This is a genomic window from Streptomyces sp. NPDC094147, from assembly GCF_044764265.1.
Taxonomy (GTDB): domain Bacteria; phylum Actinomycetota; class Actinomycetes; order Streptomycetales; family Streptomycetaceae; genus Streptomyces.
In genome coordinates this window covers 150,042-163,685 of the sequence record NZ_JBIWHT010000004.1, presented here as the reverse complement: position 1 = coordinate 163,685, position 13,644 = coordinate 150,042, and the positions used below count along the sequence as shown (strand labels likewise).

Below are 13,644 nucleotides of genomic sequence, written 5' to 3'. Positions count from 1 at the left end.
ACGGCCGTGGCGGGGAAGACCCCCCGAGCCCCCACCACGGCCGCAGAGCCCCCCTTTACGCGAGGCCCGCGCGCTCCAGTGCGTCCGTGCCCGCCCGCAGCGCGGCGAGCCGCTCGTCGAGCGTGAAGCCGGCCGGCGCCAGGGTCAGCGTGGTGACACCGGCCGCGGCGTACGCGCGCATCCGGTCGGCGATCCGCTCCACCGAGCCGAGCAGCGTGGTCGAGTCGATCAGCTGCTGCGGTACGGCGGCGGCCGCACCCGCCTTGTCGCCGGAGAGGTACTTGTCCTGGATCTCGGCGGCCTCCTTCTCGTACCCCATGCGCTGCGCGAGCTGGTTGTAGAAGTTCTGCTTGCGGCTGCCCATGCCGCCGACGTACAGCGCGGTGTACGGGCGGAACATGTCGGCCAGCGCGGAGACGTCCGCGTCGGTTCCGAGCGCGATCGGCAGCGTGGGGCAGACGTCGAAGCCGTCCATGGTGAGGCCGGCCTTCTCGCGGCCCGTGCGGATGTGGGAGATCGCGGTGGCCTCGATGTGCTCGGCGGCCGGGAAGATCAACAGCGCGCCGTCGGCGATCTCGCCGGTCTGCTCCAGGTTCTTCGGGCCGATCGCGGCGATGTAGAGCGGGATGTGCTCGCGCTGCGGGTGCACGGTCAGCTTGATGGGCTTGCCGGGGCCGCCGGGCAGCGGCAGCGTCCAGTGCTCGCCCTCGTAGGAGAGCCGCTCCCGCGTCATCGCCTTGCGTACGATCTCGACGTACTCCCGCGTGCGGGCCAGCGGCTTGTCGAACTTGACGCCGTACCAGCCCTCGGAGACCTGCGGTCCCGAGACGCCGAGGCCGAGGCGGAAGCGGCCGCCGGAGAGGGAGTCGAGGGTGGCGGCCGTCATCGCGGTCATGGCGGGCTGGCGGGCCGGGATCTGGAGGATCGCGGAGCCGACGTCGATGCGCTCGGTCTGGGCGGCGACCCAGGCGAGCACGGTCGGCGCGTCCGAGCCGTAGGCCTCGGCGGCCCAGCAGACGTCGTAGCCGAGCCGGTCCGCTTCCTTGGCGACGGCGAGGTTGTCGCCGTCCATTCCCGCGCCCCAGTAGCCGAGGTTGATGCCGAGCCGCATGGCCGATCCCCTTACTCGTCTTGACCCGTACCCACGCGTCTTACTCATGAGTAATGTCCCTGTGTCCCGGACTCTAGCGCGCGGTGGCGCGATGCGGCAGGGCCGAGTTGTCCACAGGCTCTCTTCCTGTTGGCCCCTGGCCAGTAATCTCAGCGCCCATGGAGCAGAGGCATCTCGGCCGCACGGGCCTGCGCGTATCCCGGATCGGGCTCGGCACCCTCACCTGGGGCCGGGACGTCGGCGAGCAGGATGCCGCCGATCTCCTCAAGGGCTTCTGGGGTGCGGGCGGCACGCTCGTGGACACGGCGGACGTGTACGGCGGCGGGGACGCCGAGTATCTGCTCGGGCAGCTGATGGAGCGGCTCGTGCCGCGCAGGGACCTGGTGATCGCGACCAAGGCGGGCAGCGTGCCCGACCGGGACCACCGCTTCGACGGCTCGCGCGGCCATCTGCTCCATGCCCTCGACGCCTCGCTGGAGCGGCTGGGGACCGATTACGTCGACCTCTGGCAGGTGCACGCCTTCGACCGCGAGACCCCACTGGAGGAGACCCTCCAGGCGCTGGACATCGCGGTCGCCAGCGGGCGGGCGCGGTACGCGGGGATCTCCAACTTCAGCGGCTGGCAGCTCGCCAAGGCCGGGACCTGGCAGCTCGCCGCGCCCGGCACGCGGACCCGGATCGCCAGCACCCAGATGGAGTACTCGCTGCTCCAGCGCGGAGTGGAGCGCGAGGTCCTGCCGGCCGCCCTGGACCTGGGCATCGGCCTGCTGCCCTCGTCGCCGCTCGGGCGGGGGGTGCTCACCGGGAAGTACCGGCAGGGGACACCCGCGGACTCGCGGGGTGCGTCGGAGGGACTCTCGGCGTTCGTCGCGCCCTATCTCGACGACGCGGCGAGCCGGATCGTCGAGGCCCTGTCGATAGCGGCGGACGGGCTCGCCGCGACACCCCTTCAGGTGGCGCTGGCATGGGTGAGGGACCGGCCGGGAGTGGTGGCGCCGATCGTCGGCGCGCGCAACGCGCACCAGCTCGCGGCCGCGTTGTCAGTGGAGGCGCTTAGTCTTCCTGACGAGATCTGCCAGGCGCTGGACGACGTGTCGGCGCCCGTGCACCGCTATCCCGATCAGGACTGGAGCACGCTGTGACTGCGCTTCCCCAGGGCTCGGCCCCTGGATCCACGGCCGACGACACCGCCGAGGCGGAGGTGGCGCCGGACCACACCGAGGCGGCCGCCGACGCGAAGGCCGCGGCCGGCGACGAAACCGCCGTGGATGGCGCCGAACCCGAAACCCCGGCCGAGTCCGCGACGGCGGACACGGAGACGGACGCAGACACGGGGGCGGACGCGCAGACGGACGCGGACGCAGGCGCAGACACGGAGGCGGACGCAGGCGCAGACGCAGACACGGCGACGCACGCGGGAGCGCCCGAAGTCTCCGAGGCGGCGGCCGAGTTGGCCGCTCAGCGCGAACTGCGGGCCAGGATCGAGCAGCGCAAGGCGGAGAAGGAGGCGCCGATCGCGGCCGGCACCAAGCTGAGCGGGCAGGCCGCCGACCTCCTGGCGGCGGTACGGGCGGTGGAGAGCGGCGAGAAGTCGGGGGCCGCGTTCTTCGCGGGCCCGGCGCCCGCCCCCCGCAAGCCCGCGCCCACCCCGGAAGCCGCCCCGGTACGCCCCCGGGCACCCGAACCCGCCCAGCCGCCCACCACTTCGGCCGAGGCCCTCGCCTCCGTACGTGACGTACTGACCCGGGGTGGCGCTCCCGAGGCGCTGGCCGCCCAGGTCACCGGCGCCCTCGGCGAGCAGGCGGCCGAGCTGCTCGGCGCTGACCCCTGGCAGTTGCTGTCCGTGCCCGGCGTGCGGCCCGAGCAGGCCGACGGCTTCGCCAGGGCGCTGCTCGGCGCCGAATGCCGGCCGGACGACGAGCGCAGGGGTGCCGCGCTGGTGGGCTGGATCCTTGAGCAGGCGGCCCTGCAAGGACACACGGCACTGGCGGCCGACGATGTGCGCAAGGCCCTCGCGGCGCGGTCCGTGCCCGATCCGGACGAAGCGGTGCAGCAGGCGGTCGCCGAAGGCGTGGTGCTGGTCTTCCAGGACGGTGTTGCGGACGAGCCGGAGGCCGCGGAGGGCGGCGAGGAGCCCGCGGAACCCGCGGAGCCGGTCGAGGTGCTGCTGGGGCTCGACCGGTACGCACTGGCCGAGGAGAGCCTGGCCGACGGGCTCGCCCGGCTGCTCAACTCGCCGGTGCGGGACGACGGTTCGGCCTGGCCCGAGGGCGGCGAGCTGATCCGCGCGGTCGCGGACAGCGGCCTGGTGGCGCACACCGGCGGCGAGGCCGCGCGCGCCGAGTCGGCGGCCGTGGTGACGGCTGCCGCGGCGGCGGGGCTGCGGGCCGCGGCCGCCGCGCACACGGCGGACGGACAGCGCCGCCTCGCCGAACTGACCGGCCCGCTGGCCGCGTTCACCGTCGCCGGACTGCTCTCCGACGCGGGGCCGGGCCGGGACGCGGAGGGCGCGCTGGCCCTGGACGTCCTGGTGGTGCAGGACGCGCCGCAGCTCGACGTGGAGACCGCTGCCGTGCTGGTGGAGTCGCTGCCCGACGGCTGCCGGCTGGTGCTGAGCGGGGACCCCGGAGTGCTCGGCTCCGCGGGCGCGGGCAGGGTCTTCGCCGATGTCCTGGCCGCCCGGGTCTGCCCGGTGGTCGCCTCCCGGATGCCCGATCCGGGGCCGGTCGGCGAACTGGTCTCGGGCATCGGCGTCGGCGAGCTGAACCAGGTCGAGGCACCCGGCAAGGAGGTCGTCATCGTCCCGGTGCGGGACGCGGGCGAGGCCGTGCACCGCAGCGTGCAGCTCCTCGCCGACTCGATCCCCCGGGCGATCGGCATCCCCGCCGGGCAGACCCAGGTCATCACGGTCGGCCACGGCGGCTCGGCGGGCACCCGCGCGCTGAACGCGGCCCTCAAGCAGCGCCTGAACCCGGGCCCCGGCCGCTTCGGCGGTTTCGACCCGGCCGACCGGGTGGCGTACGCACAGGCCCCCGGCCGGACGGTCACGGGCACGGTCGTCGGGGCGGACGCGGACGGCCTGCGGCTCGACTGCGCCGGCACCCCCGTCCTCGTACCGAAGGAGCGGGTCGAGTCGGCGCTGCGGCACGGCTGGGCGCTGACCGCGCACCAGGCGGCCGGGATGCGCTGGCCCGCGGTGGTCGTGGTGCTGCCGGGAGACGCGGCGCAGGGGCTCAGCAGGGCCTGGGTCTATACGGCGTTCGGCCGCGCCGAGCGGCATCTGTCCGTCGTTCACGGAGTGGACCAGGCGCTGCCGCGGGCGGTCGCGGAGATCCTCCCGGCCCCGCGCACGACCCGCCTCGCCCCGCTCCTGCACGGCCTCCTGAAGACCGGGGAGTAGCCGCACACGGCAAAGGCCGCGCACCCGCTGGTTCCCGGGGTGCGCGGCCTTTGCCGTGTCAGGGGGTGGGCTGGAGGTCGTCCCCGTCGTCGAGGTCGTCCGCCAGTTCCTCCTCGTCGAAGACGGCGCTCACATCGAAGCGGCACACCACCCGCTGCGGATCGGCGTGGTCGAAGGGCGTGCTCAGCCACTCGCCCGGCTCCGGGAGCTCGTCGGCGGCCGCCACCCACAAGGTGGAATCGCCCTCCTCCAGGCCGAACTCCTTGTGCCGGGAGGCGATTTCATCCGGTTCGTACTCGCCGAACAGCACGCCGAGCGCGGCGTGGACGCTGCTCCCGACGACGGCCGCGGTGCGCGCGGCGTCGTCCGTCCCGTCCGCTTCGGGGTCGAGATCGGCGATCCGCTGGGCCTGGGCGAGCAGCCGCTGAGGCTCGGCCACGGCGTAGTCGCGCCGGATCAGGACGCTGAGGGCGTTGGGTTCCTCGGGGCCCGCGTAGGGCGGCAGGGAGTCGTCGGCGCCGGGGATCTCGAAGGGGGTGACCTCGTCGTACCGGTCGTAGAGCCGCTCGTCGTAGGCCTCGGCCGCCGCGGCGAGCGCGTTGAACGCCTCGTACACGGCGGGATCGTCGTCCCCCGTGCGGCGTTCCACCGCATCGAGGTGACGGTCCAGCGCGGCTTTGACCGCCTCGGCGGCGGCACGTACCTCGGCAGCGGTGGGCTGCGCAGCATCAGACATAGTGCAGACGCTATCCGTACCGGGCCTCTGCCCGCACAATAGATGCGATGCCGGAATACGAATTTGTCGACGTGTACGTGCCGCGCGGGGTGTCCCGCAAGGAGGCGACGCGTCTGCTGACCGACCATGCCGAGTACGGACACTGGGAGTTGGACCGACTGAGTCTGCGCCGGGACGGCAGCCGCAGAGTGCGGCTGCGCAGGCGGATCATCCGCCAGCTGCGAGCCACGTGGTGACAGTGGCGAGCGTGCGGCACGAACGGAGCGGGCCCCGCAACTGCGGGGCCCGCTCCGTCATGACCGCGGTACGCCGGGGCTTCGAGGACTACTGCGCGGAGCGTCCGCGGCGGTAGAGGACCGCTCCGCCGAGCAGCAGGCCCGCGGCGGCCGGGGCGGCGAAGCCCAGGCCCTCGGCGCCGGTGTGCGCCAGCGCGGCCGGGGCGTGCGGTGCGGTCACGGCCTGCGTGCCGGGGGCACCGGGCGTGCCGGGAGCGGCGGGCGTCGCGGGCACCGCGGGCTTGGCCGGGTGGTGCGCGATCGGGCTGACCGGGTGCTCCGGGACACCGGGGTGCCCCGGCTGCCCCGGCTGCCCCGGCTGTCCGGGCTGGCACGGCGGCTGGTGCTGCCCCGGCTGCCCGGGGTGCTCGGGCTGGCCCGGGTGCTCGGGGTGGCCCGGGTGACCGGGGTGGCCCGGGTGACCGGGGTGGCCCGGCCGGCCGCCCTCGCCGTTCACGCAGTCGTTGCCGAACGCCGGGTTGCCGACGCCCACGACGCTCACGCTGTTCCCGCAGGCGTTCACCGGTACGTCGATGGGCACCTGGACGGTGTTGCCGGAGCCGATGCCCGGCGAGTCGCTGGTGCGGCCGCCTGCGGTGGCCCCGCCGCCGTGCCCCCCGCCGCCCTTGTTGGCGCAGTGGTTGGCGAACGCCGGGTTGAGCACACCGACCACGTTGACGGTGTTGCCGCAGGCGTTGACCGGCACGTGCACCGGGACCTGCACCGCGTTGCCGGACAGTACGCCCGGCGAGTTCGAGGCACTGCCGTGAGCCGTCGAGTCGGCGTGCGCGGCGCCGCCGCCCATGGCGATGACGCCGGTCGCGGCCGCCATGGTGATCAGTCCCTTGCGGGTGACCTGTCGCATAGATTCGTTCCCTGCCCTCTGCTCTTCCGGAAAGCCCGGCTGCGCCGTTGCGCCCGGGATGAAATGCCGGGCGGCCCCGGAGTGCATGGCGCGCACTCCGGGGCCGCCGGGCTCAAACCCTCACGGGTTGAGGCACAACGTCACTTGTTGACGCAGGTGTTGCCGAAGGCGGGGTTCAGCAGCCCGACCACGGAGATCGTGTTGCCGCACACGTTCACCGGGATGTGGATGGGCGCCTGGACGACGTTGCCCGACACGATGCCCGGGGAGTGCACAGCGGCACCCTCGGCACCCGCGTCGGCGACAGCCAGCCCCGCACCCGCGAGAACCAGACCACCAGTGACAGCCGCAGCAGCGACGACCTTCTTGATCATTACTTCCTCCTTGTTGGCATATGTGCGATCCCAGCCGCGGACCGCACACCCTGTAACGAGGAGAAAGTTATGGAGCTACGAGCGTATGAGTTCATTCACTCTTTTCAGTCAAATACGCACGTTCAAACGATTATTGGAGGGTCGTTTCGGTGCGGCTCCGATGCCCGGGGTGCTCCCGGGGCGCACGCGGCACCCGGGGGTCACGAAGCGTCGATGAAGCGGTCGAGGACCCGTACGCCGAACTTCAGGCCGTCGACCGGCACCCGCTCGTCCACGCCGTGGAACATCCCGGCGAAGTCCAGCTCCGGCGGCAGCTTCAGCGGCGCGAAGCCGAAGCCCCGGATGCCGAGGTCGTCGAAGGACTTGGCGTCGGTTCCGGCCGAGAGCATGTACGGCACGGCGCGCGCGATCGGGTCCTCGGCCTGCAACGCGGTCTGCATCGCGTCGACCAGGGCGCCGTCGAAGGTGGTCTCCAGCGCCTTGTCCGCGTGGACGTCCTCGCGCTTGACGCGCGGCCCGAGGATCCGGTCCAGATCGGCCAGGAACTCCTCCTCGTACCCCGGCAGGAACCGGCCGTCCACGTGCGCGGTGGCCTGGCCCGGGATGACGTTGACCTTGTAACCGGCGCCCAGCTGGGTCGGGTTGGCGGTGTTCTGGAGCGAGGCGCCGATGAGCTTGGCGATGCCGCCGAGCTTGGCGAGCGTCTCGTCCATGTTCTCCGGGTCGAGCTCGGTGCCGAGCGCGTCGCCGAGTTCGTCGAGGAAGTGCCGCAGCGTCTTGGTCACGCGCACCGGGAACTTGTGCCGGCCGAGCCGCGCGACGGCCTCGGACAGCTCGGTGATGGCGTTGTCCTTGTGGATCATCGAGCCGTGCCCGGCGGTGCCGTCCACGGTCAGCTTCATCCAGTGCATGCCCTTCTGGGCCGTCTCCACCAGGTAGAGCCGCAGGTTCTCGTTGACGGTGAAGGAGAACCCGCCGACCTCGCTGATCGCCTCGGTGACGCCCTCGAACAGCTGGGGGTGCTTGTCCACGAGGAAGCGCGCCCCGTAGGTGCCGCCCGCCTCCTCGTCGGCGAGGAAGGCCAGCACGATGTCCCGCGGGGGCTTGCGGCCGCTGCGCAGCCGGTCCCGTACGACCGCGAGGGTCATCGCGTCCATGTCCTTCATGTCGACCGCGCCGCGGCCCCACACGCAGCCGTCGGCGATCTCACCGGCGAAGGGGTGGTGCGTCCAGTCGTCGGCGTTGGCCGGTACGACGTCGGTGTGGCCGTGGATGAGCAGCGCGGGCCGCGACGGGTCCTCGCCCGCGATCCGGGCGACGGTGGAGGCCCGGCCCCGGTGCGATTCGAAGATCTGCGGTTCGAGGCCGACCTCGGCGAGCTTCTCCGCGACGTACTCGGCCGCCGCGCGCTCCCCCGGCCCGGAGTGGTCCCCGTAGTTGCTGGTGTCGATCCTGATCAGATCGCGGCAGAGGTCGACGACCTCGTCCTCACCGGTCACACCGCCGGTCCGGGTCGTGCTCGACTCGCTCACGCTGCTTCCTCCCGCTGTCGCTCCGTGTGGTCCGCCCCCATCCTCCCCCGCCGCTCCCCGGCACCCAAGGGCAGCTTCCCGCCGGCATCCGGTGTTCATGCAGGCCAGGGGGGTGATCGAGCACCCCGAGATGTTTGCTATTGTTTTCCACGTCGGAACGGGCACGGCCCGCGAGACAGACACCTTGTCCGGGTGGCGGAATGGCAGACGCGCTAGCTTGAGGTGCTAGTGCCCTTTATCGGGCGTGGGGGTTCAAGTCCCCCCTCGGACACCAGCAAGTCCCCGTGGTCGCACAGCGATCGCGGGGACTTCTTGTTGTACGGCGGCTCCGCCCCGCGGGGTTCACATCCGGCGGAAGGCAAGCACCGCGTTGTGGCCGCCGAAGCCGAACGAGTTGCTCAGGACTATGTCGCCGCACGGCGGGAGCGGGCGCGGGGTGGACCGCACTATGTCCAGGCCCAGGCCCTCCTCCGGCTCGTCGCAGCCGACGGTCGGCGGGATCAGGCCGTCCCGCAGCGTGAGTACCGCAGCGATGGCCTCGACTCCGCCCGCCGCGCCCTGGAGGTGGCCCAGGGCGCCCTTGTTGGCGGTGACCGGGATGTCGCGGGTGTGGCGGCCGAACAGGCGGCCCAGGGCGCGGGCCTCCGTGCGGTCTCCCTCCACCGTCGCGGTGGCGTGCGCGTTGACGTGCGCCACGTCGGCGGGGGTGGCCCCCGCGTCCGCGAGGGCGGCCCGCAGCGCGGCCTCGATGCCGCGGCCGTGGGGTTCGGGGGCCGCCATGTGGAAGGCGTCCGCGGACAGGCCCCAGCCCGCCGCCTCGCAGTAGACGCGGGCCCCGCGCGCGCGGGCGTGCTCCTCGTCCTCCAGGACGAGTACGCCGGCGCCCTCCCCCAGCACGAACCCGTCGCGCCCGGCGTCGAACGGCCTTGACGCTTCGGCGGGTTGGTCGTTGCGCCTCGACACGGCCCGCAGCGCGGCGAACGAGGCGAGGATCTCCGGGGTGATCACGGCCTCGGCGCCGCCCGCGACGACGAGGTCGACCCGCCCGAAACGGATGGCGTCGATGGCCTGCCCGATCGCCTCCGTACCGGACGCGCAGGCGGACACCACGGTTCTTGCCTCGCCGCGGATGTCGAGGTCCTTGGATATCTGGGCGGCCGACGCGGACGGCGCGGTCATGGGTGTGGTGTACGGGGAGACCGCGCGCGGCCCGCGTTCGATGAGGGTCAGCCTGCTCTCGACCAGGACGGGCGCCCCGCCGATGATCGTGCCGATCGACACTCCGGTACGGGACGGGCGCAGGCCGCTGGCCACGGTCCCCGACAGGTCGAGTCCCGCGTCCCGCCAGGCCTCGCGGGCGGCGAGCACCGCGAACTGGGTGGAGCGGTTCATCCGGCGCGCCACCGGCTTCGGGAACAGCGCGGCGGGCTCGACGGCGGCTCGGGCGGCGAGCCGTACCGGCAGCCCGTCGTAGTCCGGGCCCGTCACCACCGAGACCCCGCAGCGGCCTTCGAGCAGCCCCTGCCACAGCTCCGGCACGTCGCCGCCGAGCGGGCTGACGGCACCCAGGCCGGTCACCACGACCCGCCGGTGCCGGGGGGCCTCGCGCTCCACGGGCTGCGGCAGATCGGCCGGGTCCGCCCGGGACGTACGGACGACCTGGCGTTCATAGCGCGGCAGTACGCGCTCCACGTCGGGGCCGCCGGTCAGTGGGCGCAGGTGCAGCCTGGTCTTCGTCTCGGTCGCGGGCGCGGTGCGCACCACCACGAGCCAGGGGCCGTCCGGATCCGTCTCGATGACGTCTCCGGGCATCAGTTCACCCGTGGTGAGCAGACAGCATTTGCCGCCCATGACCGACTCTTCGTTCATCACTGCCTCTCAGCCTCATGTACGGCATACATGGATATCCGGCTGTTCATCCCCTCTGGCAGCATGCCTCTCCATTGCGCGGAAAGCAGGGCGGGAGAGCCGCCCCACTCCTCCGCCCCGGCCGGTATCCGCCCGGGGAACGCTGCTGACCTGGGATTCCCTTGCTTCTGCGGGCCGGGGTGGGGTTCTCTGGTTCCGTGAGACGCAGATCCAGGACCCCGGCCGCCCCGCTTCCGCAGCGCGACGGCATCGATCCGGTGCGTGTACGGCTGCCCGCCGATCCGGCGGGGGCCTGGGCGACAGTCGGTGATCATCTGGTGGGCCGGTTCGAGGGCGCGATCGGTGCCGAGCGGGTGGCCGCGATGCTGCGCGAGGGGCGGTTCGTCGGGGCCGAGGGGGTGCTCAGCGGGGCGGAGGCGTACCGGGCCGGGACGCATGTGTGGTTCCACCGGGAGTTCGCGCCGGAGCTGCCGGTGCCGTTCGAGGTGGGCATCGTGTACCGCGACGAGCGCATCGTGATCGCGGACAAGCCGCACTTCCTCGCCACCACGCCACGGGGCCGGCACATCACCGAGACGGCGGTGGCCCGGCTGCGGCGGGATCTGGCGCTGCCCGCGCTCCAGCCCGCCCACCGGCTCGACCGGTTGACGGCGGGACTCGCCCTGTTCGTGGTGCGGCCCGAGGACCGGGGCGCCTACCAGAATCTGTTCAGCGGCCGCCGGGTGCGCAAGGAGTACGAGGCGGTGGCGGCGTACGACCCCGATGTGGCGCTGCCCGTGACCGTGCGCAGCCGGATCGTGAAGGAGCGCGGGGTGATCGCCGCCCGCGAGGAGGCGGGCGAGCCGAACGCGGAGAGCCGGATCGAGCTGGCCGAGCGGCGCGGCGGGCTCGGCCGCTACCGCCTGCTGCCCGCCACCGGCCGCACCCATCAGCTGCGGGTCCACATGAGCGGGCTCGGCCTGCCGATCCTCAACGACCCGGTGTATCCGGCGGTTCTGCCGGAGCCCGATCCCGAGGACTTCGGGGCGCCGCTGCAACTGCTCGCCAGAGTCCTGGAGTTCACCGATCCGGTGGACGGCCGGGTCCGCAGGTTTGAGAGCGGGCTGCGGCTGGCGGAATGGCCCAGCACCCAGACATCGGATCAATAGGGCTTTCGCGTACGGAAATTGGGGCCTCGGGGGTGCCTGAACCGCGCAAAGGTCTGATAAATATGCGGGCATGCGTGCTACCTCGCTGGGTGCCGGCGACTGCCCGGTGACCGCTCTGTCCCTCGGCGGCGCCGCACTCGGCAACCTGTTCACCCCGCTCCGCGACGAGGCGGCCCGGGGTGCCGTCGATGCCGCCTGGGACGCGGGCGTCCGCTACTTCGACACCGCCCCGCACTACGGACTCGGGCTCTCCGAGCGCCGGATCGGGGCCGCGCTGCGCGACCGGCCGCGCGACACCTACACGCTCTCCACGAAGGTCGGCCGCGTTCTGGAGCCCCGGGAGGGCGGCGGGGACGATCTCGCGGAGGGCTTCGCGGTCCCCGCCACGCACCGGCGCCGCTGGGACTTCAGCGCGGACGGTGTGCGCCGCAGCATCGCGGCCAGTCTGGAGCGGCTCGGGCTCGACCGGATCGACATCGTCTATCTGCACGATCCGGACGACCACGGCGAGCAGGCGCTCCGCGAGGCCTACCCGGCGCTGGAGCGGCTGCGCGCGGAGGGCGTCGTACGGGCCATAGGGGCCGGGATGAACCGGACGGAGCTGCTCACCCGCTTCCTGCGCGAATCGGATGTGGACGCGGTGCTGTGCGCCGGGCGGTACTCGCTCCTCGACCAGCGTGCGGCGGACGAACTGCTGCCGGAGGCCCTGGCTCGCGGCCGGAGCGTCGTGGTGGGCGGCGTCTTCAACTCCGGGCTGCTGGCCGATCCGCGGCCCGGGGCGACGTACGACTACACCGCCGCTCCCCCGGAGCTCCTCGAACGGGCCCTGAAGATCAAGGCGGTCTGTGCGGGCCACGGCGTTCCCCTGCGGGCCGCCGCGCTGGCCTTTCCGCTGCGGCACCCGGCGGTGGCGAGCGTGCTGGCCGGGGCGCGTTCGGCGGCCGAAGTCCGGGACACCGCCGCCATGTTCGCGACGCCGGTACCGGAGGAACTCTGGGAGGAGCTGGGCATATGAGGGTCGCGCTGCACACCCGGGTCCGGGCCGACCGGATCGAGGAGTACGAGGCCGCGCACCGGGAGGTGCCACCGGAACTCACAGCCGCGATCAAGGCCGCCGGGGCCACCTCCTGGACGATCTGGCGCAGCGGCACCGAGCTGTTCCACGTGATCGAGTGCTCGGATTACGCACATCTGCTGAGCGAGTTGGCAAGACTGCCGGCGAATGCCGCCTGGCAGGCCCGGATGGGCGAACTGCTCGATGTCGTGCACGACTATTCGACCGAAGGGGCGGGGGCGGGGCTTCCGGCGGTGTGGGAGCTGTGAGGGGCGGCCGGAGGGGCGTCGACGCCCCGCACGACATGGGTGAGGCCCTCCTGGATGCCTCGGATGCCCCTCACCCCGCGCGGGAGGCGGGCTTCGTCGATGCCCACCACCATGTGTGGGACCTCGGCGTCCGCGACCAGGACTGGATCAAGGGGCCCGAACTAGCCCCGCTCCGACGGAACTTCACCCTTGACGATCTCCGGCCGGAGACCGCATCCGCCGGGGTCACGGCGGCCGTACTCGTCCAGACCGTGGCCGTGGCCGAGGAGACCCCGGAGTTCCTGGCGCTCGCGGACGGCAGCGATCTCGTCGCCGGGGTAGTCGGCTGGACCGACCTCACCGTGCCCGGCGTCGCCGATGAACTGGCCCGGTTGTGTCAACTGCCCGGTGGTGGACGGCTGGTGGGGATCCGGCACCAGGTGCAGGGGGAGCGGGATCCCGAGTGGCTGCTGCGCGACGACGTGCGGCGCGGGCTCCGGGCGGTCGCGTCGGCGGGGCTCGCGTACGACCTGGTGGTGATGGCCCGGCAGCTGCCCGCCTGTGTGCGGGCCGCCGCGCTGCACCCCGAACTCACCTTTGTACTGGACCACTTGGGGAAGCCGCCCATCGCGTCGGGGACCCTTGAGCCCTGGGCTTCGGCGGTCCGCGCGCTCGCGGCGCTGCCCAACACCGTGTGCAAGCTGTCGGGAATGGTGACGGAGGCGTCGTGGGCGCGGTGGGCCGTGCGGGATCTTCGGCCGTACGCGGAGACGGTGCTCGACGCGTTCGGGGCGGGGCGGTTGATGTGGGGGTCGGACTGGCCGGTGTGCGGGCTGGCCGCGTCGTACGGGGGTGTGCTGGATGCGGCCCGGGAGCTCATGGCGGGGTTGAGCGCGGGCGAACGCGGGGCGGTTTTCGGGGGGACGGCTCGGGGGGTGTACGGGGTGGGTGAGCCTGTTTCGCCGACCAGAGCTTGATGTGCCGCCCGGCACCCCCTAGGGGCTCGGGGAACTGCGCGGCCGGCCGCCGACA

At 72.9% G+C, this 13,644-nt stretch carries 13 protein-coding genes and 1 tRNA gene; 8 read left to right on the top strand and 6 right to left on the bottom strand.

Annotated features, from left to right (window positions below; all coding sequences use genetic code 11):
* Positions 1–55: 55 nt before the first annotated feature.
* Positions 56–1,111, bottom strand: a complete 1,056-nt coding sequence (locus tag ACIQ8J_RS09820; protein WP_403265852.1) for an LLM class F420-dependent oxidoreductase — start codon at positions 1,109–1,111, stop codon at positions 56–58.
* A gap of 158 nt (positions 1,112–1,269) precedes the next feature.
* Here ACIQ8J_RS09820 and ACIQ8J_RS09815 point away from each other — a divergent pair, with 158 nt between their 5' ends.
* Both ACIQ8J_RS09815 and ACIQ8J_RS09810 read left to right on the top strand, forming a co-directional pair.
* Positions 1,270–2,253 carry an aldo/keto reductase gene (locus ACIQ8J_RS09815; RefSeq protein WP_403265849.1) on the top strand — a complete coding sequence of 328 codons (984 nt, stop codon included), beginning with the start codon at positions 1,270–1,272 and terminating at the stop codon, positions 2,251–2,253.
* Positions 2,250–4,511, top strand: coding sequence for a helix-hairpin-helix domain-containing protein (locus tag ACIQ8J_RS09810; RefSeq protein ID WP_403265846.1), 2,262 nt, complete (start codon positions 2,250–2,252; stop codon positions 4,509–4,511). Before ACIQ8J_RS09815 ends, ACIQ8J_RS09810 begins: the two co-directional genes overlap by 4 nt.
* A gap of 58 nt (positions 4,512–4,569) precedes the next feature.
* Here ACIQ8J_RS09810 and ACIQ8J_RS09805 read toward each other — a convergent pair whose 3' ends face one another.
* Entirely contained in the window at positions 4,570–5,247 is a 678-nt protein-coding gene (locus ACIQ8J_RS09805) for a hypothetical protein (RefSeq protein ID WP_403265843.1), read from the bottom strand.
* A 47-nt stretch (positions 5,248–5,294) separates the two neighbouring features.
* Here ACIQ8J_RS09805 and ACIQ8J_RS09800 point away from each other — a divergent pair, with 47 nt between their 5' ends.
* Positions 5,295–5,483 (top strand): DUF5703 family protein, encoded by a 189-nt coding sequence (locus ACIQ8J_RS09800; RefSeq protein WP_189827295.1) that lies wholly within the window; start codon positions 5,295–5,297, stop codon positions 5,481–5,483.
* Between the two features lie 88 nt (positions 5,484–5,571).
* Here the strand turns inward: ACIQ8J_RS09800 and ACIQ8J_RS09795 are convergent, their stop codons facing one another.
* The 3 genes from ACIQ8J_RS09795 to ACIQ8J_RS09785 form a co-directional block, all read right to left on the bottom strand.
* Entirely contained in the window at positions 5,572–6,387 is an 816-nt protein-coding gene (locus tag ACIQ8J_RS09795) for a chaplin (protein WP_403265839.1), read from the bottom strand.
* Positions 6,388–6,527: 140 nt separating this feature from the next.
* Positions 6,528–6,761 (bottom strand): chaplin, encoded by a 234-nt coding sequence (locus ACIQ8J_RS09790; RefSeq protein WP_403265836.1) that lies wholly within the window; start codon positions 6,759–6,761, stop codon positions 6,528–6,530.
* A 200-nt stretch (positions 6,762–6,961) separates the two neighbouring features.
* Positions 6,962–8,293, bottom strand: a complete 1,332-nt coding sequence (locus ACIQ8J_RS09785) for a M20/M25/M40 family metallo-hydrolase (protein ID WP_329466065.1) — start codon at positions 8,291–8,293, stop codon at positions 6,962–6,964.
* Between the two features lie 186 nt (positions 8,294–8,479).
* Here ACIQ8J_RS09785 and ACIQ8J_RS09780 point away from each other — a divergent pair.
* Positions 8,480–8,567, top strand: a tRNA-Leu gene (locus ACIQ8J_RS09780).
* Between the two features lie 68 nt (positions 8,568–8,635).
* Here ACIQ8J_RS09780 and ACIQ8J_RS09775 read toward each other — a convergent pair.
* Positions 8,636–10,162, bottom strand: a complete 1,527-nt coding sequence (locus ACIQ8J_RS09775; protein ID WP_403265833.1) for a beta-ketoacyl-[acyl-carrier-protein] synthase family protein — start codon at positions 10,160–10,162, stop codon at positions 8,636–8,638.
* Positions 10,163–10,359: 197 nt separating this feature from the next.
* Here ACIQ8J_RS09775 and ACIQ8J_RS09770 point away from each other — a divergent pair, with 197 nt between their 5' ends.
* The 4 genes from ACIQ8J_RS09770 (at position 10,360) to ACIQ8J_RS09755 (ending at position 13,589) form a co-directional block, all read left to right on the top strand.
* On the top strand, positions 10,360–11,310 hold the full coding sequence (locus ACIQ8J_RS09770) for a pseudouridine synthase (protein ID WP_403265830.1): 951 nt from the start codon (positions 10,360–10,362) through the stop codon (positions 11,308–11,310).
* A gap of 70 nt (positions 11,311–11,380) precedes the next feature.
* Positions 11,381–12,325, top strand: coding sequence for an aldo/keto reductase (locus tag ACIQ8J_RS09765; RefSeq protein ID WP_403265827.1), 945 nt, complete (start codon positions 11,381–11,383; stop codon positions 12,323–12,325).
* On the top strand, positions 12,322–12,633 hold the full coding sequence (locus tag ACIQ8J_RS09760) for an L-rhamnose mutarotase (RefSeq protein ID WP_403265825.1): 312 nt from the start codon (positions 12,322–12,324) through the stop codon (positions 12,631–12,633). Before ACIQ8J_RS09765 ends, ACIQ8J_RS09760 begins: the two co-directional genes overlap by 4 nt.
* A 35-nt stretch (positions 12,634–12,668) precedes the next feature.
* Positions 12,669–13,589 carry an amidohydrolase family protein gene (locus ACIQ8J_RS09755; protein ID WP_403607786.1) on the top strand — a complete coding sequence of 307 codons (921 nt, stop codon included), beginning with the start codon at positions 12,669–12,671 and terminating at the stop codon, positions 13,587–13,589.
* Positions 13,590–13,644: the final 55 nt, after the last annotated feature.

Excerpts from the sequence above, each read along its gene's own strand:
- ACIQ8J_RS09820 (WP_403265852.1), bottom strand. The coding sequence starts at position 1,111 with ATGCGGCTCGGCATCAACCTCGGCTACTGGGGCGCGGGAATGGACGGC.
- ACIQ8J_RS09815 (WP_403265849.1), top strand. The coding sequence starts at position 1,270 with ATGGAGCAGAGGCATCTCGGCCGCACGGGCCTGCGCGTATCCCGGATC.
- ACIQ8J_RS09805 (WP_403265843.1), bottom strand. The coding sequence starts at position 5,247 with ATGTCTGATGCTGCGCAGCCCACCGCTGCCGAGGTACGTGCCGCCGCC.
- ACIQ8J_RS09800 (WP_189827295.1), top strand. The coding sequence starts at position 5,295 with ATGCCGGAATACGAATTTGTCGACGTGTACGTGCCGCGCGGGGTGTCC.
- ACIQ8J_RS09795 (WP_403265839.1), bottom strand. The coding sequence starts at position 6,387 with ATGCGACAGGTCACCCGCAAGGGACTGATCACCATGGCGGCCGCGACC.
- ACIQ8J_RS09790 (WP_403265836.1), bottom strand. The coding sequence starts at position 6,761 with ATGATCAAGAAGGTCGTCGCTGCTGCGGCTGTCACTGGTGGTCTGGTT.
- ACIQ8J_RS09775 (WP_403265833.1), bottom strand. The coding sequence starts at position 10,162 with ATGAACGAAGAGTCGGTCATGGGCGGCAAATGCTGTCTGCTCACCACG.
- ACIQ8J_RS09765 (WP_403265827.1), top strand. The coding sequence starts at position 11,381 with ATGCGTGCTACCTCGCTGGGTGCCGGCGACTGCCCGGTGACCGCTCTG.
- ACIQ8J_RS09760 (WP_403265825.1), top strand. The coding sequence starts at position 12,322 with ATGAGGGTCGCGCTGCACACCCGGGTCCGGGCCGACCGGATCGAGGAG.
- ACIQ8J_RS09755 (WP_403607786.1), top strand. The coding sequence starts at position 12,669 with ATGGGTGAGGCCCTCCTGGATGCCTCGGATGCCCCTCACCCCGCGCGG.